The organism is Paenibacillus sp. J5, assembly GCF_054955055.1.
On the sequence record NZ_JBUEDD010000002.1, the window covers coordinates 463,326 to 486,061 of the forward strand.

Genomic DNA, 22,736 nt, shown 5'->3' on the forward strand with positions numbered 1-22,736 from the left:
CCCCTCACCTCTACTCTCCTACCTCCATGGTGCTGCGCCGCCAGACCATAGCTGCTCCAGATAGTTTTTATCCCGCAGCGTATCCATCGGCTGCCAAAATCCGGTATGCTTATAGGCAGACAACTGCCGTTCATCGGCTAGCCTTCGGAGCGGCTGCTCCTCCCATACGGTGCGGTCCCCCTCGATATAATCCAGCACCTTAGGCTCCAGCACGAAGAAGCCGCCATTCACCCAGCCCCCGTCCCCACGCGGCTTCTCGATAAATCCCTTGACCCCGGAATCTGCTCCCAGTTGCAGTGCCCCGAACCGACCGCCAGGCTGCACCGCCGTTACGGTCGCCAGCTTGCCCTGCTCCTGATGAAACTGAACCAGCTTCGCGATATTTACATCAGCCAATCCATCTCCGTAGGTCATCAAGAACGGCTCTTGTCCGATATAGCTCCCGATTCGCTTCAGTCGTCCGCCGGTTAACGTGTCCCGTCCTGTCTCGACGAGCGTCACCTTCCACGGCTCCAGATATTGATTATGAACAACCGTCTTGTTGCGGTTGCCAAAATCGAAGGTCACATCCGTCCCGTGAAGATAATAGTGCGCAAAATATTCCTTGATGACATGACCTTTGTACCCCAGACATACGATGAATTCTTGGAAGCCATGCTTCGAAAAAATATTCATAATATGCCAGAGGATCGGCTTATCCCCGATCTCAATCATCGGCTTCGGCTTCAGCACCGTCTCCTCGCTAATTCGTGTGCCGTAGCCTCCCGCCAGCAGGACAACCTTCATGATGCCCCACCCCCTCCAAGCAGCTTGTGAAGCACCTGAGCCACATAGTCTAGCATCGGCTCCGTTAAGCCGGGGTAGATGCCAACCCAGAATGTCCGGTTCATAATCGCATCCGTATGAGTCAGCGGGCCAGCGACGCGATGCTTCACCTGCGCGTAGGCTGGCTGACGCAGCAGATTGCCTGCGAACAGCAGCCGTGTCCCGATGCCGTGCGCCTCCAGCGCCTGTACCAGCTCGTTGCGACTATGCGGCGCATTCTCCCGCACCGTGATCGGGAAGCCGAACCAGCTCGGCTCACTGCCCGGTGTTGCTTCAGGGAGCACCAACAGATGCTGAAGCGGCTGGAGCGCCTCCTTCAAATATCGGAAGTTTTCCTGGCGGCGCTTCACGAATTGCGGGAGCTTCGCCAGTTGAGCCACTCCGATGGCTGCTTGCATGTCGGTGATCTTGAGATTATATCCGATATGGCTATACGTATATTTATGGTCGTAACCGCACGGAAGCGTGCCCAGCTCCCAATCAAATCGGCGACCGCATGTATTATCCTTGCCTGGCTTGCACCAGCAATCTCTGCCCCAGTCCCGGAACGATTCGGTAATCTTGCGCAGCTTGGCATTCGAGGTCAGCACTGCGCCTCCTTCCCCCATCGTGATATGATGAGCCGGATAGAAGCTGACCGTCGCCAGATCGCCGAAGGAGCCTACAGCCTGCCCATCATAACGCGCACCAACTGCATCGCATGTATCCTCGATGAGCCACAGCCCATACTGATCAGCAACCTGCTTCACCGCTCTCAGATCAAATGGATTGCCCAGCGTATGCGCGACCATAATCGCCTTGGTCTTGCTGCTGATTGCAGCCTCCAGCTTCGAAGCATCAATATTGTAAGTTGACATATTGACATCGACAAAGACCGGAACCATCCCATGCTGGATGATTGGATTGACCGTGGTCGGAAAGCCTGCCGCAGCGGTGATGACTTCATCACCCGGCTTGAGGCATCGTTCTCCAAGCTGTGGAGAGGTCAGTGCCGAGAAAGCCAGCAGATTGGCGCTGGAGCCTGAATTCGTCAACAGAGCATAGCGGGTATCCATGTAACGGGCAAACTCCCGCTCGAAGCGGCGGGCATATCGTCCCTCGGTTAGCCAGAAATCTAGCGAGGAATCAACGAGTGCAGTCAATTCCTCCTCGTCAAACACTTTGCCGCTTACCGGTATATAGTCCACTCCCGGCTCGAACTCCTTGTGTCTCCAGCGGCTCTTGTAATAGACTGCAGCAAGCTGCAATATCTGCTCCCGCAGTTCCTGCTCCTTCATCGTCATGTATGGCAGTGCCTCCCAGATGTCCGACATTGCTTCGTTGTATGCACAAGCAAATGCTTATACCAAAGCATGTTAAATCTGCTTCTCTCATACTATATGTAATCAAGAGAAAATAGTTTACTGTTATTGCTAAGGAGGGTGTAAATGTCATTTATCAGCGCAGAGCTGGCCGCCAGATTCCAGCATTTTGGGGAGAACACCTTCGTCCAGCAAGGCGGAGAATTCGTCTACCCGCCAGAGATCGCCATCGGCAGCCATGTCTTCATACGTGCACACTATTGGTTCAATATTGTAACGCCTGGCACTGGACGCGGACCCAAGATTATGATCGGGGATGGCTGTCAGTGTAATCTGGGACTTATCATCTCTGCTGTCAACCGGGTAGAACTAAAAGCCAATGTGCTCATCGGGCCGAATGTCTATATCTCCGACACAGATCATCACTATCAATCTGTCGGCATTCCGGTTCATTCCCAGGGCATCACCTCCCATAGCCAGAGCGTGGAGATTGGTGAAGGCGCCTGGATCGGCGCCAATGCCGTCATCGTCGGCGATGTTCGCATCGGCAGAGGCAGCGTCATATCCGCGAATAGCGTCGTCACACGCTCTGTGCCAGAATATTGTGTAGTCGGCGGCTCGCCAGCCAGCATATTGAAGGTCTATGACACCCACAGCGGGAAATGGGTGCGTACCCGCTCGCAGCGACAAGCACTGCTGCTACTGGAGAAACGCAAGGAGCAGCCGCTCATGTCCATCTGCATCCCCACCTATAACCGCGAGGGAGATCTACGCCGCTGCCTGAATGCCATCTATGACCAGATCGGGGATACGGAACTGATCGAGGTCGTCGTCAGCGATAATGCCTCTACGGATGGGACATCTGAGATTCTCAAGCACTTCGCTGCACGCTATAGCAATTTTCGTCATGTCCGCAATGAAGTGAACGTCGGTGCAGACGCCAATATTATGAGCGTGGTAGCCAAGGGACGCGGAACCTTCATCAAAATTCAAGGCGACGATGATTTCTTCTTGCCAGGAACCGTGCTGCCGCTCTTGAATGTGCTGTATCAGCATCGCGACTGTGCAGTCATTCATATCGACTTGATTCATCCTAACGGGGAGGTGGTGGTAGGAAATGGAATGGACGATTATCTTGCCCGCACCTCCATCTACTCCTCATTTATTTCCTCTACCATCTTGCGCCGCAAGGAGTGGGAGCAGCTCGAGGAGAAGAGCCTGTTCCTGTCCTCCTCCTTCAATCAAATCTATTGGCAATATGCGATACTGGAGCAGCACCCGCAATTTTGCATCGTTCATCGCCCCATCTTTGCTTACGCAGGGAATGACACCGCAAGCTACAACTTTGGTCAGGTATTCATCGATGGGTACCAGCGCATCCTGCACCATTTCGTCGGCAAGGGGCTTGCACCAGAATCTGTGCGGGAGGATAAGCGCATAGCCTTCTACAATTTCATCCTCCCCTGGTATAGCCGCTTTGCTGCAAACGGCTCGCCCAAGCTGGAGCAATTCGAGGAGTTCTTCACCCTGCACTACCAGGATGAAGCCTACTACGAGGAAGCCATGATGCAGCTCAGAGCTGCACGCCAGGACGGGGGGCAATAGCCCTGAAGACGGACGTACCCGGCCTATCAGACTGCTGGATGCAGCTTGATGGGCCGGGCACCTTACAAGATGAATTCAGTTAACAGGTCTATGCTCATTCCCCAATTTCTTATGTCCAATCCTCACATTCGCCCTTACAAAGAATATCGGTGCATGGATATTAGCCAGTTGCTGGGGAAGGCTGCCAGCATTGGGTTCTGCTGTGGGCTCCATTATCGTTCGGTTTCGCGCTCCCCTCTCCTCCTGAGCAGAGGCCAACTCTGCTTGCATGTAGTCGGCTTGCCGCATCAATGCACGCAAATGATGGACGAGCTGCTTCACACTTCGGCGCTGCGGCGGCTGAACTGTCAGTTGCGTCTCCAACTGACGAAGCAGCAGGTTCACCTCCTTGCTTAGTTCGGACGGGGGCTGTTCTCCTTGGCTTGCGCTCCCCACTTCGGACGATTGTACTAGCTCCTGCATCGCTTGTCTGGAGTTAGCTCGTCCATGCAGTTGCACCAGCGCGCCTACCATGCTGGCAATCTGCAGCTCAATTAGCATCGCCTCATGGCCTGACAAGTGCTCCAGCCGAATCATCATCCTGTGACATAACTGGAGCACAGATCGTGTAAGCATGTGGATTGAACGTCCCTTTACAGAACTTGTCTGATCCCTGCTACCCCCACTCATCTTCATTCCACTCCCAAGGCTCTGCGAAGGATTCCAACTCATTCATCTGCTCTGCATCCAGCACATCTGCATCTGGCCGTTCTTGCTGTTCCTCCGTCTCCTCTGCAATCATCCCGTTTTGCTGGGCGAGCGCTGTATGGAGCTGCATGTGAAGCATAGTGTCCAGTTTTTTCATCAGCATCCATTCTGCCATAACCACTGTATCCATAAATTGAATGACCGACTGGTTGAATTTGATAATCGCTGTAAGATTAAGCCCCTTCTCATGCTGGATGTTTTCTTGGGAAAAAGCCAGAATGTGCTCTGCCTCCGTGTTCAGCAGTCTGGAAAGTGCCTTATCTTCGGAAGCAATGGATTCGATCAGATGAGTTACTGCATCATGAATGGTAGGTGTGGTTTGAGAGGAAATACGTTCATTCGTCTTCATCGTGATCCTCCTTACTTCCAGTCTTTATTCGCAGTAATCTTCGAGGTATTCCAGCCGCTCCTCCAGCCGGATAACATCCTCTAGCTTAAAATGCAGCAGTATCTGGTTTTTAACTACATTTCGCAGCATGCGATCCACACTGTCATTAATCCTGAGCGCATCATCGAGACTGAACTCATGCTCCTGGATAAAGCGCTGCAGCTTCTCTGCCTCTGCATTGATAATATGAGATAATCCGATCTCCTCCAAAGCAATGGAAGTGAGCAGAAGATTGATAACCTCAGGGCGCTTCAGCACAATTTCAGGCGTAATATCCGGCACGTTCGGCATGCTCATCCTTCGCAACTTCCTCTCTTATCTGAAAATGAAGGCTGCACTCTTCTCTGAGAGCTTGGGCAAAACAACTTACAAACATATATATGTAATTTCTATTCATTACATGTCCCAAGAATAGCCGCTCACAAAAAAGAGTACGATCCAGGAACTGAATCAGAAAACTCAGATCGTGGAAGTACCCTTAGTGACTCGACCTAACTATGCTCTAGGAACAATAGGTATATGAGCCAGAACAGAATCCAGCTTCTGTTGAAGCAAAATTTCTTTGCGAACCACTTCCTGCAACGTTCGTCTGACACTCTCATCAACCGTTAGCAGGTTGGATAGTGTTGCTGGAGGAGTGAGGCCTCTTCCCAGAGTACCGACGACGTATTGTATCTTCTCTGCCTCTGCATTGATAATATGGGCGAGAGCCAGCTCCTCTAAGGCAATGGATGCCAGCAACAGCGCCATGCTTTGATTGACAGTTACCGATATGCTCGGCGTAATATTGGGAATAGATGCTTGGGACAAGCTCCTCACCTCTCTATCTCGTTATGCAACATGTATATGTATAACTGCTCATCCTTAACTCTGGCACATCAATAATTTCTAGCCCCATTTAATCGAACGGCTTGTCCGCTCGAAAAATCTGGAAGGATGAGCATTCGAGCCGCCTGGTGAACAGACAGCTCGCGGCTGAGCTTCTAGGGCGAGTCTGAAAAGTCTGAACGGATCAGACCTATCCGAATTTTCGTTTCAAGCAAGGCGTTTTTTTCGAAGGCGTACCGGGGGTACGTCAAGAAAAGGCAACGCAGCATGGGGCGAACAGGCGGTGAGAGATACCCTTGAACGAGTTTTCAAACACGACCTATTAATATTCCCCCCTGTACTAGCATATCCTGCAACGTCACACGTTGATTCACAGCCAAAAATGGCCCCTGATTCAGGATTCAGGAGGCCATTTTCTTTTTTGCAAGCTTATAATAGCTCTATGCAAAGTATCTATCCAGTCACTATTTCTTTTCGATTTCTTAGAATGGTTAGCTTAGTCGAATGACAGACATATTTGTTGGAGCAGTAGAAGCAAGCGTTGCCGCAGCTATCACTCCGAATAATTGAAGCTGAACTGTAGCATTTGCGGTGGGCACATTAACAATAAAATTACAATTAAAAGCTGTTAAACTTATAGCTGGTGAAATAACGGATTGCGGCACCACTGTACCATTCACTACTACTTGGGAACTGACTAATAGAGCAGCATTTAGATTAATGGAATAAGAAATAAAATAATTACCTGGATTGGTCAATGTAATAGTCGTTGATGCCCCATTGAATGCGGTCCCTGCACCCACAACCTGGTTATTAGGTAATGGGACATTCGTTCCACCGAGGACAACTGAAATTAAACTCCCACTCGTGTTACTTCCAAATATTGAGTTAGCTGTAAGACTCGTTCCTGTAGCGCCAGTCGATCCTGTGGCTCCTGTGGCCCCAGTTTCTCCGGTCGCTCCTGTTGCTCCTGTTGCTCCGGTGGCTCCAGCTGCTGCCAGTAAGCTATAATCTGTTGAACTGTCCGGTGTTCCCGCAGGCGGCGCTGTAATCACTACATACGTGCTTCCCTCATACGTTACTACTTGACCCACTGGATATGTTGGAGCTGCAACCGGATCGAAGGCTACGACACCTGTGAAGCTTCCTGTTGCCCCTGTGACTCCCGTGGCTCCCGTGGCTCCCGTGACTCCCGTGACTCCCGTGGCTCCCGTGACTCCCGTGGCTCCAGCTGCTGCCAGTAAGCTATAATCTGTTGAACTGTCCGGTGTTCCCGCAGGCGGCGCTGTAATCACTACATACGTGCTTCCCTCATACGTTACCACTTGACCCACCGGATATGTTGGAGCTGCAACCGGATCGAAGGCTACGACACCCGTGAAGCTTCCTGTTGCTCCTGTTGCTCCCGTCGCTCCAGTGGCTCCAGTTTCTCCTGTGGCTCCCGTGACTCCAGCTGCTGCCAGTAAGCTATAATCTGTTGAACTGTCCGGTGTTCCCGCAGGCGGCGCTGTAATCACTACATACGTGCTTCCCTCATACGTTACCACTTGACCTACTGGATATGTTGGAGCTGCAACCGGGTCGAAGGCTACGACACCTGTGAAGCTTCCTGTTGCCCCTGTTGCTCCCGTTGCCCCTGTTGCTCCCGTGGCTCCAGCTGCTGCCAGTAAGCTATAATCTGTTGAACTGTCCGGTGTTCCCGCAGGCGGCGCTGTAATCACTACATACGTGCTTCCCTCATACGTTACCACTTGACCCACCGGATATGTTGGAGCTGCAACCGGATCGAAGGCTACGACACCTGTGAAGCTTCCTGTTGCCCCTGTTGCTCCCGTTGCCCCTGTTGCTCCGGTCGCTCCGATGGCTCCAGTTTCTCCGGTGACTCCCGTGACTCCCGTAGCTCCCGTGGCTCCCGTGACTCCCGTGGCTCCCGTGGCTCCAGCTGTTGCCAGTAAGCTATAATCTGTTGAACTGTCCGGTGTTCCCGCAGGCGGCGCTGTAATCACTACATACGTGCTTCCCTCATACGTTACCACTTGACCCACTGGATATGTTGGAGCTGCAACCGGATCGAAGGCTACGACACCCGTGAAGCTTCCTGTTGCCCCTGTTGCTCCGGTCGCTCCGATGGCTCCAGTTTCTCCTGTTGCTCCCGTAACTCCCGTGGCTCCAGTTTCTCCCGTGGCTCCCGTGGCTCCAGCTGCTGCCAGTAAGCTATAATCTGTTGAACTGTCCGGTGTTCCCGCAGGCGGCGCTGTAATCACTACATACGTGCTTCCCTCATACGTTACCACTTGACCCACCGGATATGTTGGAGCTGCAACCGGATCGAAGGCTACGACACCTGTGAAGCTTCCTGTTGCCCCTGTGGCTCCAGTTTCTCCTGTTGCCCCTGTTGCTCCCGTTGCCCCTGTTGCCCCTGTGGCTCCGGTGGCTCCAGTTTCTCCGGTGGCTCCTGTTGCTCCTGTTGCTCCTGTGGCTCCGGTCGCTCCTGTTGCTCCTGTTGCCCCTGTGGCTCCTGTTGCTCCTGTTGCCCCTGTGGCTCCGGTCGCTCCTGTTGCCCCTGTGGCTCCCGTTGCTCCGGTCGCTCCAGTTTCCCCGGTCGCTCCTGTTGCCCCCGTTGCCCCTGTCGTGCCCGTCGCGGATTGCAGGTTTTCAATTCGCACGATGGCTGACCCTTGAGTGACATCAATAGATAACGTATCGGACACGAACAATATGTTGTCAGTATAACCGACAGTTGCCGAGCCCGAAGTTCCAATTACATTGAACAGTACTTCACCCGTTTCCAACGTACCCGTAGCTCCCGTAGATCCCGTAGCTCCCGTGGCTCCGGTCGCACCCGTAGCCCCGCTCCCTCCCGTTGGACCAGTCGGGCCGCCAAAGGGGCCTGTCGGTCCTGTTGCACCAGTAGGCCCAACCATGACCGTTGCACTTAATATACTGTCCATTTTGGATTGAAGAAACATTTGATTTCGTGTTGCGCTCTCAATTGTCGAACGAACGCTGGCATGCATGGCCATTACATCGCTAAGCGTTGCAGGAGGACTGCTCACACCTGGCAATGTACCTAATACATATTGAAGGTTTTCCCCGCCTGCATTTAAAATATGGCTTAATCCTAATTCTTCCATTGCAATCGAAGATAGCAGCATATTGATAGCATCTTCTCTGGTAATCGTGATATTAGGTGTAATATTGGGGAGGTTAGGTTGCGACATGAATCTGCCTCCTGACATAGGTAACGTAGTTTCAATACTCTATGGTTAATTGGCTAAATTGGAACCTGTCAAATGAACAAAAAAACTCAATTATAGAATTTTTATAAATTTATGCAACTGAACCACACAAACGCAACACCCCCTAGAGTACGCATAGCGCACAGATCTACGGGGTGTTGATTTCTCTAACCTTATAGTTGACTTGCTCCGTCTTCATCCTCTCTTCTCTCCTCATGGGCATAGCGCTCCATATGACTTCTCATACGCATCAGCCCCTCCTGTGCCTCCTTATGCTCCGGATTCAGAGCTAAAGCCTCCTCATACTTAGCGGCGGCGGTTCTCCAATCTCCCATCTCCTCCCGACAATGTCCGATTCCATACATCGCGTGAAAGCTGCCCACCCCCTTCAAGATGAGATATGGCAATCGCTGCTCGCCCAGCTCAAGGCAATGATAGAATAACCTCTCCGCCTCCTCATAATTCCCCTTCATCTGTTCGATCAGTGCCCGGTAATAATGAAGATCGGTATAGTCCGGGTATAGCTGTATCGCCCTAATAATCCCTTCGCCAGCACTCTCGATGCTGCCCAGCGCGAGCAAAATATCATACTTCATCTTATAGATCAGCGATGGAGGCAGCTTTCCAGCCTCAATAAACCTCCGAATCGAAGTGTTCAGCCATCCAAAAGCTTCAGCATAGCGCTGCACCCGATAATATTCGCTAGCCATATGATAGTCTATCCACGGATGATAACCAGGCTGCTCCTGCGCTTTGTTCAACAGGGATAGATTCCGCTGGTGCTTATCTTTGCGCTCGACGATAGCATCCATATAGCCGTAATGATGAATCACCGCAGGCAACCTCCGCAGGCTATGCCCTTCAAGCTGTTCTTTATTCGTACACACCAGTTGTTCATGGATCGCATGCTCAAAGTAAAAACCGCTACCGTTGCGAAATACACGATGTTGTGCAGCCAGATAGGCGCGATTGGGGTCAGGCGGCGCGCAGCCATAATAGTTAATGAGCGGGATAGCCCACAGAAGCTGGCCCGGATCTGATAACGCACGCTTCCATTCCTCCACGTCTGCGACCTCCAGCTCCTCATCTGCATCCAGCCACAGCACCCAAGTGCAGCTAGCCTGCTGCAGTCCATAGTTGCGCGCCTTGGCGAAGTTGTCCTCCCATGGAATACACCATACCTGCGCTCCATAGCGCTCGCATACCTCGACGGTTCGGTCTGTAGAGCCGGTATCGATGATAATGATCTCATCCACATAACGACTGGCCTTCTCCAGCGCGCGACCAATCTGATCCTCCTCATTTTTGACCACCATGCATAGCGACAACGTCGCCGCTCTAACCGGCTGATCCATAGACAGTCCTCCTATCCTTCATAACTGTACTATATGCTTATAGTCGCCCATATTGTATACATGAAGAGATGGCAGGCAGTCCCCACCTGGCGGCCATATGAGAGGAGGCGCAGCAGCGTGCCAACATCCATCGCGGATACAGTGGAATTGAATAACGGAGTACAGATGCCCTGGCTCGGGCTTGGCGTATGGAAGGTAAAGGAGAAGGCGGAGCTGCAACGAGCAGTAGCTGCAGCACTAAGCAGTGGTTACCGGAGCATAGATACCGCAGCGGTCTACGGCAATGAAGAAGGTGTCGGCCTAGCGCTTCGCAACTCGGGGCTGCCTCGTGAGGAGCTGTTCATTACAACGAAGCTATGGAATGCCGATCAGGGCTACGAATCGGCGCTTGCTGCCTTCGAGCAGAGCAGGCGCAGATTGAGCCTTGACTATATCGATCTGTACCTCATTCACTGGCCAGTGAAAAATATGTACAAGGATAGCTGGCGAGCCATGGTCAAGCTGTATGAGGAAGGCTATGTGAGAGCGATCGGGGTAAGCAACTTCCAGAGTCGGCATCTGGAAGCGCTACAGCAGCTTTGCCCAATCATCCCGGCAGTCAACCAGATCGAGCTGCATCCGCGGAACACGCAGAAGCCGCTGCTTGCCGACTGCAGGAGGCGCGGCATTCAGGTACAGGCATGGAGCCCGCTCATGAGAGGACAATTAATGGAGGAGCAGACACTGCAGCAGTTATCCACTCGGTATAACAAGAGTATCGCGCAGATCATCCTTCGCTGGAACATCCAGCAGCGCATTGTGACCATTCCTAAGTCAGTCACCCCTCAGCGTATTGCTGAGAACAGCCAGATCTTTGACTTTGAGCTAACTGCTGGAGAGATGGCAGCAATTGATCAATTGAATGAAGACCTACGCACAGGCAAGCATCCAGATGAATTCGACCCACCGGACTGAGCATCCCGTTATTCCAGATACGCTTAAAAAGCGATTGACTGTATAGTTACTATACAGATTATAATAGCATCAATTCCCGACTCGACTTCTTCGAAGGGAAGGGGAACCATCCATCAGGGAGGAACGAGCGTATGCAACCCATTGAAACCAGTCGATTGAGATTAAGAAATTTTGCTCCAGCAGATGTGCCAGGGTATTGGGAATATGCGGCTCATCCCCGTGTGAACTGCTTTAGGAAGGATAGCGTTGCGACGATGGAAGAAGCGGCTGCAGAGGTACAAAAAAGAAGCCGTGAGGACGATCATATTGCTGTCTGCCTGAAAGAAAGTGATCAGATTATTGGAGAGCTATTTTACATGAAGGAGGAACCAGACACCTACAGTGTGGGATGGAACTTTAATGCGAAGTATGAGGGAGTTGGATATGCGAGCGAGAGCGCGCAGGCCTTGTTCAACTATCTCTTTGTACACCAAGATGCGAGAAGACTGTACGCCTATGTTGAGGATGACAACCTCAGATCACAAAAGCTCTGCGAAAAATTGGGCATGCGAAGAGAAGGCTGCTTCGTGGAGTTCATCTCATTTGTTCAATACGAAGATGGCACTCCGAAATATGAGGACACATACCTATATGCATTGCTCAAAAAAGAGTGGCTCCAGCAACATGCTGCAGGCGAGCAGTGAGCGCATTCATCTGCGCTGTATTGTGTCCATGATTAGACAGCCGTATTGGCGCTCGTTTCCAGCTATTTCAAGGCAACAGAGCGCCAATACGGCATGATTCATGCCTGCAAACAATGAATATCCCTCTTCGCAGCCGTACAGGCCGCTCTTCAACTACCTCGACCGCTCATACAAGCGATACATCCCCATCTCTGCATCCGTGGATTGAGCCAGGCGATACGCTTCCCTAATATCCTTCTTGTTGTGAATGATCTCATAAAATAGACGCACGACAAACATGAGCGCTATATTTCCATCCGGGTAATCATCCGGGCCGATGTAAGACGCACAGCCACCATCCAAGAAAGCCTCGGCAGTCTCCGGCAAGCCAAGCGTACACCCGTTAGCGATAACGGACTTCCCGTCCAATTGAGCGAAGCGCCGAATTTCCATTGGACCGAAATCTCCACGCGGCTCACCTGGCTCGTAGATGTCCTCCCCTAATTCAGGCATAACGAACTCCCCGTCTGTTCCATGGAAGCTTAGAATCATATAATCCGTGTTGGCGTAGAGGTCTTCTCCTGTCAGAACCGAAATGAAATCATTCGGTCGACCCACCCAGTATGTAATCACTCTTGCACCGAAATACTCCAGCGAAGAGCGAATGGCTTGTGCTTCCATATCACAGTTTGGCCCACATACTAATGCGACTTGAATCTCAGGCTTGCTCACTCTATCTATCCTTTCTATACACATTTATATTCATTGTGTTCGGAAATTCCAACTAAAAGCTACGAAGCATTGCTTCGCCGCTTAGCAGGAAGAACATTGCGTCCGACCACTCCGATCAGAATCAGCACGCCCCCAACAATATGGAACCATTGCAACTGCTCGTTCAAGACGAAAACCCCTGCAACAATCGAGATCAGCGTGGCCAGGTTGGCGAACACACTCATCTGCGAAGCTTCGATCTTCGAGAGGACGTAATTCGAGAGATACGAAGTGACGAGTGACGACAGGATACCAAGGAATAGTATCGCTCCCCAATACGCGGGATGCAGGAACGGTGTGAAGTAGCTGGAGAACGTACCCTTCCACAGATGCTGCCCCAAGGACAGCGCGTTGAACAGCAGGAAGCCGATGACCGTCATGACATAGGTTAACGTCATGACATCCCATTTGCCCCCGAGCTTGCGAGCCATGACATTGTAAGCGGCTGAAGAGAACGCGCAGAGCAGGATCAGCACGCTGCCCAGCAGGCTGGAGTTGTTCAGATCCAATCCCTTCATGACGAATATGAACATGACGCCTAGCACAGAGACAAGCGTTGCTGCCAGTTGTACATAGGTTGAACGCTCCTTGAGGAAATACGCCGCAAGCACCATCGTGAAGATCGGGATGGCCGCCTGGATGATGCCCGCCTCAGACGACGTTGTATAGACAAGTCCGAACGCTTGAAACGTGAAGAACAGCACAGGATAGAACAAGGCCAGCGGCAGGATGCTCCGCAGTTCTCCGCGCCAGCGACTGTTCAGTTTCACCCAGCCACTGCCCACCAGTATCGATACGACGATGAAAGACAAGGTGAAGCGATGAGCCAATATGTCGAGTGGACTCGCATCGTTCAGTGCAATTTTAACAAATATAAAGGAGAAACCGATAATCAGCGTATAAATCAGTGCGGCTACATAAGCAGTGGATCGTTGTGTTTTCATCTCGTCATCCTCTTTCCTAGCAAATAAGCAATCATGAGGAGTGGTTGTCGCGCGCAACAGCTCCTGAATCCATCTTACCTACAACTGATCTATGTTACAATGATGGATATTGGCAACTGTACCGGTACAGTTCAATCTGCATAGGTGGTGATTGCATGAACAAATATGAGCAACTGCTCACAACTCTTGAAGACTGGATCGATGGGCCACATATCCAGCAGGGAGACAAGCTTCCCTCGATTCGCAAGCTTGCCAGCCGTTATGCATGCAGTCATAGTACAGTCATACGAGCGCTGCAGGAGCTAGAGCGGCGTCATCGGGTGTATGTGATGCCCAAGAGCGGCTTCTATGTCATCAAGCGCACGCCCGAGCAACAGACAGAGCAGGGCATAATGGATTTCACAGCGGCCGCACCCGATCCCGAGTTGTTCCCCTACCGCGATTTCCAGCATTGTCTTAATCAGGCTATCGATACGTACCGGAGCGAGCTGTTCGTGTACGGCACGCCAAGAGGTCTCCCTGCTTTGCTAGAGGTGATTAGACGGCAGCTTACGAATTACCAGGTATTTGCCCAGCCTGAGCAGATCGTCATCACCTCCGGTGTCCAGCAAGCGCTGTCCCTTCTGGCAGGACTAGACTTTCCTAATGGCAAGCAGGACATCTTGATCGAACAGCCAGGCTACCATCTGCTGATTGCTCTGCTGGTGGAGCACGGAATGACTGTACGGGGCATTGCGCGGACGGCTAATGGGATCGATATGCAGGAGCTGGAAAGAATATTTCGCACGGAGAGCATCAAGTTTTTCTATACGATGCCCCGGTTCCATAATCCGCTTGGCGTCTCCTATAGCGAACAGGAGAAGAAGCAGATCGCTGCCCTGGCAGAGCGTTACGATGTATATATTGTCGAGGATGACTATATGGCTGATTTTGAACGCAACTCCAGGGCTGATCCGATTTATGCCTATAATCGCTCAGCCCATGTCATCTATTTAAAGAGCTTTTCGAAGATCATCTTTCCCGGCCTGCGAGTCGGCGCCGCCGTACTCCCCGCTGTGCTGGCGGACAGCTTCACCCTGCGCAAGCGGCTGCAGGACATCGATAGCCCGATGCTGTCTCAGGCTGCATTGGAAATATATATCCAGAGCGGCATGTACAGCAGACATCTGGCACATCTGCGCGATGCGTACACGGAGCGAGCCTTCGCGCTCGATCAGATGCTACGCGGGCTAGCACAATGCCATCCTGACAAGCTCACTTATATCCCCACGGATCAGCCTGCCGTCATGAACCATCTAACGCTGGAAGATAGCAGGCTTGTGGACAAGCTGATTCCTGCCATGCAGCAGCGAGCGGTGCATCTCGAGCCGATTACCAAGCATTATCTGCCCGCCTTGAAGCCTTCAGCACTGCTGAAGCTGAATGTGACGATGCTCCATCCGAGCCAGATCCGTGAAGGATTGGAACGGCTGTCTGCTGTGCTGACTACCCTGTAGCGGACGGAGAGGCAACGAGTGGATTGCGTTCGAGCAGCCCCTCCCCGTACACTGCATCCATACCAAGCGACGGCATATGAATATAACCGATGTAGCAGCCGCATCGGCTCATGCCGCATGGCCGTGGCTGCGATAGCCCCTCCAGACCGTCACGGTACAGATTGCCGATCACCTTGCGATCTTGGTAGCAGCGCTTCACCTGACCGGTGCCGAGGACGTAGAAGACCTCCTCGCCTGCACGGCAGGCTAGCCCCTTGCTCGCATAGTCAGGCACATTGAGCCCAACATGCGGATCAATCTGCTCCAGCTCCGCAATCTCCTCCGGCGTATAGCGATTGCCGCGATCCTTGAAGGCATTGATCCATAGATAGACATCCTCCGGGAGCTTGCTGCGCAAGGAACGTATGGATTCGAACGACCCGCGGAGGCCGACGCTGCCCACACTAAAGCGCACGCCGCGCCGATAGAGCTGCATGCATTGTCCGAGGAAGCGCTCTTCACTCGTCTCTCCCGGATGGTAGGTCGCCCAGAAGGCAGCCTTATCGCGGTTCAATTCCGCGCACCAATCCAGCTTGACCGACAGATTGGTCTGCACTGCAACCTTGCGAATATGCGACATATGCGACAGCTCGATCATCGCCGTCTTGTACCAACGATGAACGAGCGCTTCGCCATACGGATTGAAGAAGATGGATAGCTCGTGCCCCGCCGTCCCTTGCTCTCTGATCCAGGCCATGAATCGGGAGAGCTGCTCGCGGTCGCGCTTCAGCGTCTCCTTGCTGTCGACATTTTTGCTGAACGGGCAGTAGGGGCAATCGTAGTTGCACGAGCTCAATGCACCGCGGTAGTAGATCGTTGCCCTCATACGACAACGCAGCCTTCCATGCGCCTACGCACCACATCCGAGATCAGCCAATCTCCGATTGCATCCGAATAGGCTAGACCTTCATCCGTGAGCGCCAGTGAACCGCCCTGCAATGCCGCCAGGCCGTTATCTGTCAGTCGGTTCAGCTCGGGCAGATCGTCTAGCAGATGTGATCCAAAACGTGCACTATATCCTGCCACATCCACCCCTTCCTTATGCAGCAACGCCTTCAACATGTAACGGCGACGCTGCTCTGCGGCGTTCAGGACGAACCCGTAGTCCGCCATAAGGTAGCTCGATGCACCCACATAATCGGCAATGATGCTCTGCGTCGCTGCACGACTTACCCCGTAGCGGGCAGCATAATGCACCTCACGGGTATAGGATCGCGCTCCGCAGCCCAGTCCAACCATCCCTTCCTCCTGACAGCTATAATCCAGGATGCGCTTGTCTGTGCCGGCTATCGGTCGAGCGAACCTTCGCATCGAATATTGCTCATAGCCGCGGGAGAGCAGCAGCTCGCGCGCCGCATTGTAGCAAGCTAACCGAATATCCTGCCCTTGGCTGCGCATCTGCTCGGGTTTGACAATCGTATGCTCCCGCGTATACAGCGGGTAGATGAACAGCTCCCCCGGCTCATACGCCAGCGCGCGCTCGACCGAGTAGAGCCAGCTATCCACCGTCTGACCCGGCAGTCCATAGATCAGATCCAGATTCAGCAGCGGGAAGGAATAAGCAGCAAGCTCCTCCAGCGCCGCCTCGACAAGCTGCGGCTTCTGCGGTCGGTAGATTGCCGCAGCCTCCTGCTCGATGAAGCTCTGGATGCCCATGCTGACCCGATCCACCCGATTGCGCTTCAAGACATCCAGCCGCTCGCGAGTGACGGTGTCTGGTGAGGTCTCAACCGAGATTGACGCCTGCTCCGGGTCAAGCCCCATAAACTCCTGCGCGATATAGAACAGCCGCTCCAACTGCTGGGTGGCAAGCAATGTTGGCGTGCCCCCGCCGATGGCGAAGCGGGCAAATGGCTTGCCGCCCAGCAGCTCTGCCCATTGCCGAGCCTGACGCTCCAGAGCGTCCACGTATTCCTCATGCACATCCGCCCGGCGATCCGGCAACGTGAACAGATTGCAAAATCCGCAGCGGGCTGCGCAAAATGGAATATGCATGTAAAGAAAATAGGTCTCCGCCTGCTCCTCCCGCCACAGCTCGGACAGCGGGATCGGTGGCTCCAGCGCCTGGTAAGCCGTCTTGTGCGGGTAGGAATATAAATAAGAGCGGTACGGTGATGACTTCAATTCCTGAAGCCACTGCGCCTCCCGCTGCTCTCGTGCAACATCAGCCATAGCTTTTGCTCCTTTCTTATCATGCGCTCACAGAAAAAATTCCCGATACGGAACATTCCACACTACATCATGGGCAAGCCGATGCCCGTGATAGCCATCCTCGCCATAAGCTGTTCCATGATCAGAGAACGCCATGCAGAACGTGGGCCCGCGCTGACGCAGCGCCTCGAACAATGGGCCGAGCTGCTCGTCCACATAGCGCAGTGCAGCCCGTTGCGTCTCCACAGAATCCTGCCGGGCACCCGGGATATAATAATGATTGGGTCCATGGATCGCCGATACATTCAGAAACAAAAACAGCCGCTGCTGCGGGTCTGCCGCCTGCAACAGCTTCAGCGCATGAGCCACCTGATGCTCTGTTGAGCGTGGGTTGGTCACGCCGAAGGTCATCCGCCAGTAGCTCTCCTGAAAGTAGCCGGGCAGCACACGAGCAAGCGGCACCTTCTTCGAGAAGAAGATGACACCGCCGATACAGATCGTTCGATAGCCCTCCTGCTGCAGCCCGGATACCAGATCAGGAGCGTCAAACAGCCAGGTGCGTGAATCCGTGCGCAGACCGGTATTCCTGGAATGGAACAACCGGACATGCGATGCCTTATCCGTATTGGCAGGAGTAGGAAGAAAACCGCCGAAGAAAGCATGGTGAGCCGCGTAGGTGAAGCTGCCCGGCGTATGCCGCTTCTCCCAGGAGCCCCCGCCGCATAGATTCGGACAGTTGGCCTCCTCCAGCACCGCCGCGTCATATCGCAGCGTATCGAGTGTAATCATTACAAGATCATGGCTGCCTACAACCTGATTCATATCTATTGTCATGCCGTTCATCCCTTTACATCATGTGCCTTATGAGCTTCATTTGCCATTCATACGGATTCATCCCTTGGTAGCGGACATGGTAGAGCAGATCCCCGAATGGGTTTACATCCACGACATAAGGGCTCAAGCTCTCCGCCTGCAGCAGCACATCCACCCCGGCGACCCATGAGCCGGGAAATGCCGCAAGCGTCGACTCCGCTGTGGCTGCGGCACACCGCAATTGCTCCTCACCCAGTCCCGTCTGCTCCGCCTCCATCCGTTCATTGCGCAGATGCAGGTTCGTAATAGGCGAACGACTGAGCCGAGCCACCAGGTGGCAAGCTTGCCCTGCCACTACGAGCTGCCGCAGATCATATGAGCAGCCATGTGCCTGCGCCTTGGGAATCCAGCTCTCGATCTGGGCTCCTTCACCGCACAGCCAATCAATCAGTGTGCAGATCGTGCTATGATCGGCGTAGCGCCGCAGCCGCTTGCTGTTGTACAGCATCAGCTTGCCCGCTCCACTGTCGCTACTCTGTTCCATCGCGATCGTCGTTACAGCCCGCTCCTCGCCATTGCGAGGGTTGAACTGATAGGCGATGACTCCGCTCGCGCCCGATCCAGAGGCCAGCTTGATGAACAGACGGTTCATGCGTGCCTCCACCATCGCCGCTCGCAGCTCCGCATAGCTGCCGATCTCGGCACCCAGGCTAAGCATGCGCGGAACCGGGACACCGCGGGCTGCCAGTATACGCTGGCACTGCCGCTTGTCGAACATCTGCGCGATGTCTGCGGGCGCATTAATCCAGCGCAGTGCGGCTTCTGTCGAATGAGCCGCTCCCGCCAGCTCGCCGGCCTGCTCGCACAGTGCCAGCAGTCGGCAGAAGCCGCGGAACCACTGAGCCGGATAGCGGATCAGTCCCTTATCTGGCCGCAGCCCGCGGACAGTCTCCGCACGAATTGCGGAGGCGCTGACGGGCCATGCGGGCGCGAAGCGGTCGTCGCCTGGCCGCTGCGGATCGCCAAGGCGAATCAGCGCCCGTTCTACCTCGTCGTCCTCGCCGGGCGCATCGAGTCGCAGGAGGGGCAGGCCGCTTCCGCCGACGCGGCGAAGCCGCTCTGATAGCAGCTCCGCCAGCGCTTCTGCTCCCTGCTCCGCAGTATGGATCAGCTCCACATAGCTGATCACCTCCGCAGGAGGCAGCCCCCAGCGCGCCCGAGCCGCCTGCAGCCCGGCCGTTCGGCGATTACCGGGATTGCCGATGAGCACCATGGACGACTCGCCTGTATCCCCAAGGCCGCCCGACTCTGCACCTGACGGCCACACTGTCTGCTGTCGCATTATTCCGTCAGAGCAGGATAACGCCAATCGTCGTCCTCGTCATACTCCTGCTGATCACTGACATCCACAGAAACGCCGCTGTCCTGCCAGCGCTTCATCATCTCGTCCGACATATAGTGATAGCTCAGATCGAGGAAGGACAAGCCGCGCACCAGCTCGCTATCCAGCAGCGCTGCTGCTCCTTCATCGGTGAGCGTACCTTGGGACAGATCCAGCGTGTGCAGTTGCTTGAGAATCGGGGCTTGTGCCGCGGCCTTGGCGATCTCATCCTGCAGCTCGCTGTTCTTCAGTCCGAGATAGGTCAGCTTGGGGAAGCGTTCTGCATCAAGCAACGGCAGCACATCCTCCAGCCCCCCGTCAAAGCCGTAGTCCTCGACCCCCAGATACAGCTCCAGCTTCGTCAGCTCCGGCAAGCGGGCTTCCCGAATCTGTTCAAGCACCAGCTTTGGCAGACCGCCGCATATAATAACGAGCTCCTGCAGTGCTTCATGACTGAGCTCTGGCAACGTCAGATTCGAGCTCCCCTTAATCGTGAACGACTGCAACTGCGGGAATGCCGCGAGCACTGGCGTCAGATCGGTCTGAACAATCCAGGATACCTCGCAATCCTCCGAGTCCATATCGCCAATGAACAGCTTGCGCAATTGCGGGAATGCATCCTTATGGCGAATCAAGTCGTCCAGGAAAATATCCGGGCTGTTCTGATAGGCTTCTCCCCATTCTCCAATAATCAGCTCGGTCACCTCTGAGCTGCCTGGATCATTTGCCAGAGCGACAATTTTCTCTGTGATGGTCTGTCCATTCTCATATTCCTCATAGCTTACGCTAATACGTACCTGTGTCATCTTGTATACCTCCCATCAGTATGACTGCCATTTTTAACTTATCATGGTCTATAGTCCGCGTCAATTCATTTAGGAGAACATACCTTCCCCTTCACGTTCTCTAGTATTCAGGCCTCATCCTGACCTATTACGACTGACCCAGTACCGCTGAGGCGCTCTGCGCCCTAAGGCATGACCTAGGCAAGCTGCAGTATGATGCCACTGATACAAAATGCGCTGCCTGCAGCAGCAAGGCTCAGAGCCCGGCTGCTGCAGGCAGCGCAGCATCTCATAATTAAAATAATATGGACATGACGATAGATAACGCAACATAGTATGCAGCAAAAACGGTCGGCACAAAGTAAAAAGAAGACTGCGAGGCAAGCAGACCAACCGAACGAATGACGACGCTCACGGAAAGAATGAAGCCCCCCATGAATACACTGATTGCCAAGCCGCTATGAACGAAGCTCAGCAGCAATGCACAAAGCCCGGCAGCAGCCAGATAGACCTTGGACACCCCTACCGCATTGAAGGCCTGCACGGGCAACAGTGTTGCCTTGAATAATCGCGCTCCTCCAAGCAACATAGCTGACAGCAGCGCCCACTGTACCATCACGAGCGCCAACACTTTTGCAAACACACTGACATAGTTGACACTCTGACTCATTAGGCTGAATATGTTCCCGGACAACATTCCAATCCATCCTGCCAACTGATTCGCATAAATAAGACTGATAAGAGCAAATATAACAGCCGCCAGCAGTGCGCTGAACAATCCAGGGATATAGGTGCGATAGCTTAACGCCTGTTGCACACTCGTATCGGGGGATACGAACAGATGCCGCACGAAGGAAACATACACATCCGCGCGCTTCGATGGTCTCTGGCTGTCGATAGTGGGTGAAGCTTCGGGTGGAGTACTAGAATTCATAAGAATACCGCCTTTCAGAAGTGGAATGCCTTGACCAGTATCTTATGTTTCCGAGAAAAAATCAACCCAAAATTGGAGATATATTCATGAAACTCCAAATCCACTACATGTTCACCCACTAGTCATCCGCTATATTGTCAGCTTTTCTCCTATATAGCATCCAATCGAAGTGATGAATCGTGTATCGTTGTTTTCGAGGGGGGGCGATGGTCTGAAACCTGCCTCACCTCTCGGACTGCACATGTCTCATCATAGAGACTGAGTCACTACCGCTCCCCCCTGAGCGCCATACGTGTGCACCACTGCCCACTCCCCGCCCGTACCAGGGCAGCACATCGCTTAACTGGAGGAGCTGCTCAATATGGTATATACCGGGAGCCGGCTCTTCCCGATACAAGGCAAGTGCGGCTGCGGCGGCTGCACTTGCTGTCACAGTTGCTTCCTTCCTGCCCTCCAGCCTCAGCTTTGACACCGCCCTTGAACCGCTGATATGCCCGCTCGCCTCAACCTGCAGCACATACGCATCGCTGCCACCCCGCCAGCGGGCAAAGCTCTTCACAGCAGCCGAGCGAACCTTGGACCATGAGAGCAGCCGTGTTAGCCCAAGCTTGCGCAGCAGACGGATGCCGCCCGTCACCCAGGCCGAATCGAGACAGAGCCGTGTAGCCACAGGCACACCGAGCGTTCGTGACAGCACATGCTGATCGGCAAAGTTGAACCGGTAAGCCCGCCTGCTTCCCCAGGACTCGCCTAGCTCGGTCGCCCGCCCGTCTGTAAAGGTTCGCACCTGCTGCTCCGTTCCATTCCAGGCAACGGTGAAATCTGTGCCCAACTGGTCAATCGTCCATTCAATGGCAGCCTGTCCATGCTCATCGCCAAGACCGAGCAGCAGCGTAATGTCAATCCGATCCGTGTGCTCAAGCAGTCCATAGGCCTCCTTAGCCATCAGATTGCTCAATCCCGGCACTAGTCCTACCGACAGCAGAGCAGCAGCCTGCCCCTGATGAGCCGCCTCTTGCAACTGCTCCACTCGGGTCAAAAAGGAATCGCTTGCCGAGATGTCCATATAGTGAATACCTGCACGCAAGCACGCATCAACAAAATGCGGCTCCTCCTGATCCAGACACATGATGAGCAGTCTCGCTCCCGCAAGCTTGTCGGCATCGAATGGCGCCCGAATGTCCAGCTCCATAGGGAGCACTTGGCCCCCGCTCTCCCTGCTGAACCGCTCCGCCTTCTCCATACTCCTCCCCGCCGCATATACCTGACCCGGATAGTGCTTGGCGAGCAGCAGACATAGCTGCTGACCAACATGACCATAACCGCCTGCTACAATAATTTTCCCCAGCTTCATGAGATCATCCCCTTATAATGTATAGATACTAAACCAAATGACGTCCAGAGCTTCTACGCTCCCATCCATAACTCTGCCTATCAGCCGCGAGCTGAACGGCTGATAGCGTCAAAGTCATGACAAGAGCCCACGTCCAGCAGTTGGAAAACAACGCACGATCAGCT

21 protein-coding genes are annotated in these 22,736 nt (G+C 53.6%); 4 read left to right on the forward strand and 17 right to left on the reverse strand.

Features of this window, described 5'->3' with window-relative positions; genetic code table 11:
* Positions 1–18: 18 nt before the first annotated feature.
* Both rfbF and rfbH read right to left on the reverse strand, forming a co-directional pair.
* Entirely contained in the window at positions 19–786 is a 768-nt protein-coding gene (rfbF, locus tag ACY1JZ_RS04570) for a glucose-1-phosphate cytidylyltransferase (RefSeq protein WP_462628250.1), read from the reverse strand.
* The gene (gene rfbH, locus ACY1JZ_RS04575) at positions 783–2,108 is read right to left on the reverse strand and encodes a lipopolysaccharide biosynthesis protein RfbH (RefSeq protein WP_462628252.1); all 1,326 of its coding nucleotides are present in this window, start codon (positions 2,106–2,108) and stop codon (positions 783–785) included. The genes rfbF and rfbH overlap by 4 nt, the downstream gene beginning before the upstream one ends.
* A gap of 144 nt (positions 2,109–2,252) precedes the next feature.
* On the opposite strand from rfbH, the gene ACY1JZ_RS04580 reads away from it, so the two are divergent.
* Entirely contained in the window at positions 2,253–3,731 is a 1,479-nt protein-coding gene (locus tag ACY1JZ_RS04580) for a glycosyltransferase (protein WP_462628253.1), read from the forward strand.
* 75 nt (positions 3,732–3,806) lie between these two features.
* Here ACY1JZ_RS04580 and ACY1JZ_RS04585 read toward each other — a convergent pair whose 3' ends face one another.
* From ACY1JZ_RS04585 to ACY1JZ_RS04610, 6 genes are all read right to left on the reverse strand, one after another.
* On the reverse strand, positions 3,807–4,346 hold the full coding sequence (locus tag ACY1JZ_RS04585; RefSeq protein WP_462628254.1) for a hypothetical protein: 540 nt from the start codon (positions 4,344–4,346) through the stop codon (positions 3,807–3,809).
* A 40-nt stretch (positions 4,347–4,386) separates the two neighbouring features.
* Positions 4,387–4,827, reverse strand: coding sequence for an alpha-helical endospore appendage domain-containing protein (locus tag ACY1JZ_RS04590; protein WP_462628255.1), 441 nt, complete (start codon positions 4,825–4,827; stop codon positions 4,387–4,389).
* Positions 4,828–4,851: 24 nt separating this feature from the next.
* On the reverse strand, positions 4,852–5,163 hold the full coding sequence (locus ACY1JZ_RS04595; RefSeq protein WP_462628256.1) for an alpha-helical endospore appendage domain-containing protein: 312 nt from the start codon (positions 5,161–5,163) through the stop codon (positions 4,852–4,854).
* A 198-nt stretch (positions 5,164–5,361) separates the two neighbouring features.
* Positions 5,362–5,676 carry an alpha-helical endospore appendage domain-containing protein gene (locus ACY1JZ_RS04600; protein WP_270170783.1) on the reverse strand — a complete coding sequence of 105 codons (315 nt, stop codon included), beginning with the start codon at positions 5,674–5,676 and terminating at the stop codon, positions 5,362–5,364.
* 509 nt (positions 5,677–6,185) lie between these two features.
* On the reverse strand, positions 6,186–8,915 hold the full coding sequence (locus ACY1JZ_RS04605; protein WP_462628257.1) for a BclA C-terminal domain-containing protein: 2,730 nt from the start codon (positions 8,913–8,915) through the stop codon (positions 6,186–6,188).
* Positions 8,916–9,106: 191 nt separating this feature from the next.
* On the reverse strand, positions 9,107–10,288 hold the full coding sequence (locus ACY1JZ_RS04610) for a glycosyltransferase family 2 protein (protein WP_462628258.1): 1,182 nt from the start codon (positions 10,286–10,288) through the stop codon (positions 9,107–9,109).
* A 117-nt stretch (positions 10,289–10,405) separates the two neighbouring features.
* Between ACY1JZ_RS04610 and ACY1JZ_RS04615 the strand changes: the two genes are divergently transcribed.
* Together ACY1JZ_RS04615 and ACY1JZ_RS04620 are read left to right on the forward strand one after the other, a co-directional pair.
* On the forward strand, positions 10,406–11,242 hold the full coding sequence (locus ACY1JZ_RS04615; RefSeq protein WP_462628259.1) for an aldo/keto reductase: 837 nt from the start codon (positions 10,406–10,408) through the stop codon (positions 11,240–11,242).
* Between the two features lie 131 nt (positions 11,243–11,373).
* Positions 11,374–11,925, forward strand: a complete 552-nt coding sequence (locus ACY1JZ_RS04620) for a GNAT family N-acetyltransferase (protein ID WP_462628260.1) — start codon at positions 11,374–11,376, stop codon at positions 11,923–11,925.
* A 153-nt stretch (positions 11,926–12,078) separates the two neighbouring features.
* Here the strand turns inward: ACY1JZ_RS04620 and ACY1JZ_RS04625 are convergent, their stop codons facing one another.
* Together ACY1JZ_RS04625 and ACY1JZ_RS04630 are read right to left on the reverse strand one after the other, a co-directional pair.
* Positions 12,079–12,636, reverse strand: a complete 558-nt coding sequence (locus tag ACY1JZ_RS04625; RefSeq protein WP_462628261.1) for a delta-aminolevulinic acid dehydratase — start codon at positions 12,634–12,636, stop codon at positions 12,079–12,081.
* Between the two features lie 59 nt (positions 12,637–12,695).
* The gene (locus ACY1JZ_RS04630; protein WP_462628262.1) at positions 12,696–13,619 is read right to left on the reverse strand and encodes a DMT family transporter; all 924 of its coding nucleotides are present in this window, start codon (positions 13,617–13,619) and stop codon (positions 12,696–12,698) included.
* Between the two features lie 155 nt (positions 13,620–13,774).
* On the opposite strand from ACY1JZ_RS04630, the gene ACY1JZ_RS04635 reads away from it, so the two are divergent.
* Positions 13,775–15,115, forward strand: coding sequence for an aminotransferase-like domain-containing protein (locus ACY1JZ_RS04635; RefSeq protein ID WP_462628263.1), 1,341 nt, complete (start codon positions 13,775–13,777; stop codon positions 15,113–15,115).
* On the opposite strand, the gene ACY1JZ_RS04640 is transcribed toward ACY1JZ_RS04635, so the two are convergent.
* The 7 genes from ACY1JZ_RS04640 to ACY1JZ_RS04670 form a co-directional block, all read right to left on the reverse strand.
* Positions 15,105–15,980, reverse strand: a complete 876-nt coding sequence (locus ACY1JZ_RS04640; RefSeq protein WP_462628264.1) for an STM4011 family radical SAM protein — start codon at positions 15,978–15,980, stop codon at positions 15,105–15,107. The two genes, ACY1JZ_RS04635 and ACY1JZ_RS04640, sit on opposite strands and share 11 nt — an antisense overlap.
* Positions 15,977–17,326 carry an STM4012 family radical SAM protein gene (locus ACY1JZ_RS04645; RefSeq protein WP_462628265.1) on the reverse strand — a complete coding sequence of 450 codons (1,350 nt, stop codon included), beginning with the start codon at positions 17,324–17,326 and terminating at the stop codon, positions 15,977–15,979. Before ACY1JZ_RS04645 ends, ACY1JZ_RS04640 begins: the two co-directional genes overlap by 4 nt.
* A 27-nt stretch (positions 17,327–17,353) precedes the next feature.
* Positions 17,354–18,139, reverse strand: coding sequence for an STM4013/SEN3800 family hydrolase (locus tag ACY1JZ_RS04650; RefSeq protein ID WP_462628266.1), 786 nt, complete (start codon positions 18,137–18,139; stop codon positions 17,354–17,356).
* 13 nt (positions 18,140–18,152) lie between these two features.
* Positions 18,153–19,460 carry an STM4014 family protein gene (locus ACY1JZ_RS04655; RefSeq protein ID WP_462628267.1) on the reverse strand — a complete coding sequence of 436 codons (1,308 nt, stop codon included), beginning with the start codon at positions 19,458–19,460 and terminating at the stop codon, positions 18,153–18,155.
* Positions 19,460–20,305, reverse strand: a complete 846-nt coding sequence (locus ACY1JZ_RS04660; protein ID WP_462628268.1) for an STM4015 family protein — start codon at positions 20,303–20,305, stop codon at positions 19,460–19,462. Before ACY1JZ_RS04660 ends, ACY1JZ_RS04655 begins: the two co-directional genes overlap by 1 nt.
* A 274-nt stretch (positions 20,306–20,579) precedes the next feature.
* A complete protein-coding gene (locus tag ACY1JZ_RS04665) occupies positions 20,580–21,218 on the reverse strand; it encodes a hypothetical protein (RefSeq protein ID WP_462628269.1) in 639 nt (212 codons plus the stop codon).
* A gap of 223 nt (positions 21,219–21,441) precedes the next feature.
* Positions 21,442–22,572 (reverse strand): saccharopine dehydrogenase family protein, encoded by a 1,131-nt coding sequence (locus ACY1JZ_RS04670; RefSeq protein WP_462628270.1) that lies wholly within the window; start codon positions 22,570–22,572, stop codon positions 21,442–21,444.
* Positions 22,573–22,736 lie beyond the last annotated feature (164 nt).

Coding starts and splice junctions, on each gene's coding strand:
- ACY1JZ_RS04605 (WP_462628257.1), bottom strand. CDS start 8,915: ATGTCGCAACCTAACCTCCCCAATATTACACCTAATATCACGATTACC.
- rfbF (WP_462628250.1), bottom strand. CDS start 786: ATGAAGGTTGTCCTGCTGGCGGGAGGCTACGGCACACGAATTAGCGAG.
- ACY1JZ_RS04595 (WP_462628256.1), bottom strand. CDS start 5,163: ATGAGCATGCCGAACGTGCCGGATATTACGCCTGAAATTGTGCTGAAG.
- ACY1JZ_RS04635 (WP_462628263.1), top strand. CDS start 13,775: ATGAACAAATATGAGCAACTGCTCACAACTCTTGAAGACTGGATCGAT.
- ACY1JZ_RS04585 (WP_462628254.1), bottom strand. CDS start 4,346: ATGCTTACACGATCTGTGCTCCAGTTATGTCACAGGATGATGATTCGG.
- ACY1JZ_RS04640 (WP_462628264.1), bottom strand. CDS start 15,980: ATGAGGGCAACGATCTACTACCGCGGTGCATTGAGCTCGTGCAACTAC.
- ACY1JZ_RS04610 (WP_462628258.1), bottom strand. CDS start 10,288: ATGGATCAGCCGGTTAGAGCGGCGACGTTGTCGCTATGCATGGTGGTC.
- ACY1JZ_RS04620 (WP_462628260.1), top strand. CDS start 11,374: ATGCAACCCATTGAAACCAGTCGATTGAGATTAAGAAATTTTGCTCCA.
- ACY1JZ_RS04580 (WP_462628253.1), top strand. CDS start 2,253: ATGTCATTTATCAGCGCAGAGCTGGCCGCCAGATTCCAGCATTTTGGG.
- ACY1JZ_RS04590 (WP_462628255.1), bottom strand. CDS start 4,827: ATGAAGACGAATGAACGTATTTCCTCTCAAACCACACCTACCATTCAT.
- rfbH (WP_462628252.1), bottom strand. CDS start 2,108: ATGACGATGAAGGAGCAGGAACTGCGGGAGCAGATATTGCAGCTTGCT.
- ACY1JZ_RS04645 (WP_462628265.1), bottom strand. CDS start 17,326: ATGGCTGATGTTGCACGAGAGCAGCGGGAGGCGCAGTGGCTTCAGGAA.
- ACY1JZ_RS04665 (WP_462628269.1), bottom strand. CDS start 21,218: ATGAATTCTAGTACTCCACCCGAAGCTTCACCCACTATCGACAGCCAG.
- ACY1JZ_RS04670 (WP_462628270.1), bottom strand. CDS start 22,572: ATGAAGCTGGGGAAAATTATTGTAGCAGGCGGTTATGGTCATGTTGGT.
- ACY1JZ_RS04650 (WP_462628266.1), bottom strand. CDS start 18,139: ATGACAATAGATATGAATCAGGTTGTAGGCAGCCATGATCTTGTAATG.
- ACY1JZ_RS04630 (WP_462628262.1), bottom strand. CDS start 13,619: ATGAAAACACAACGATCCACTGCTTATGTAGCCGCACTGATTTATACG.
- ACY1JZ_RS04655 (WP_462628267.1), bottom strand. CDS start 19,460: ATGCGACAGCAGACAGTGTGGCCGTCAGGTGCAGAGTCGGGCGGCCTT.
- ACY1JZ_RS04660 (WP_462628268.1), bottom strand. CDS start 20,305: ATGACACAGGTACGTATTAGCGTAAGCTATGAGGAATATGAGAATGGA.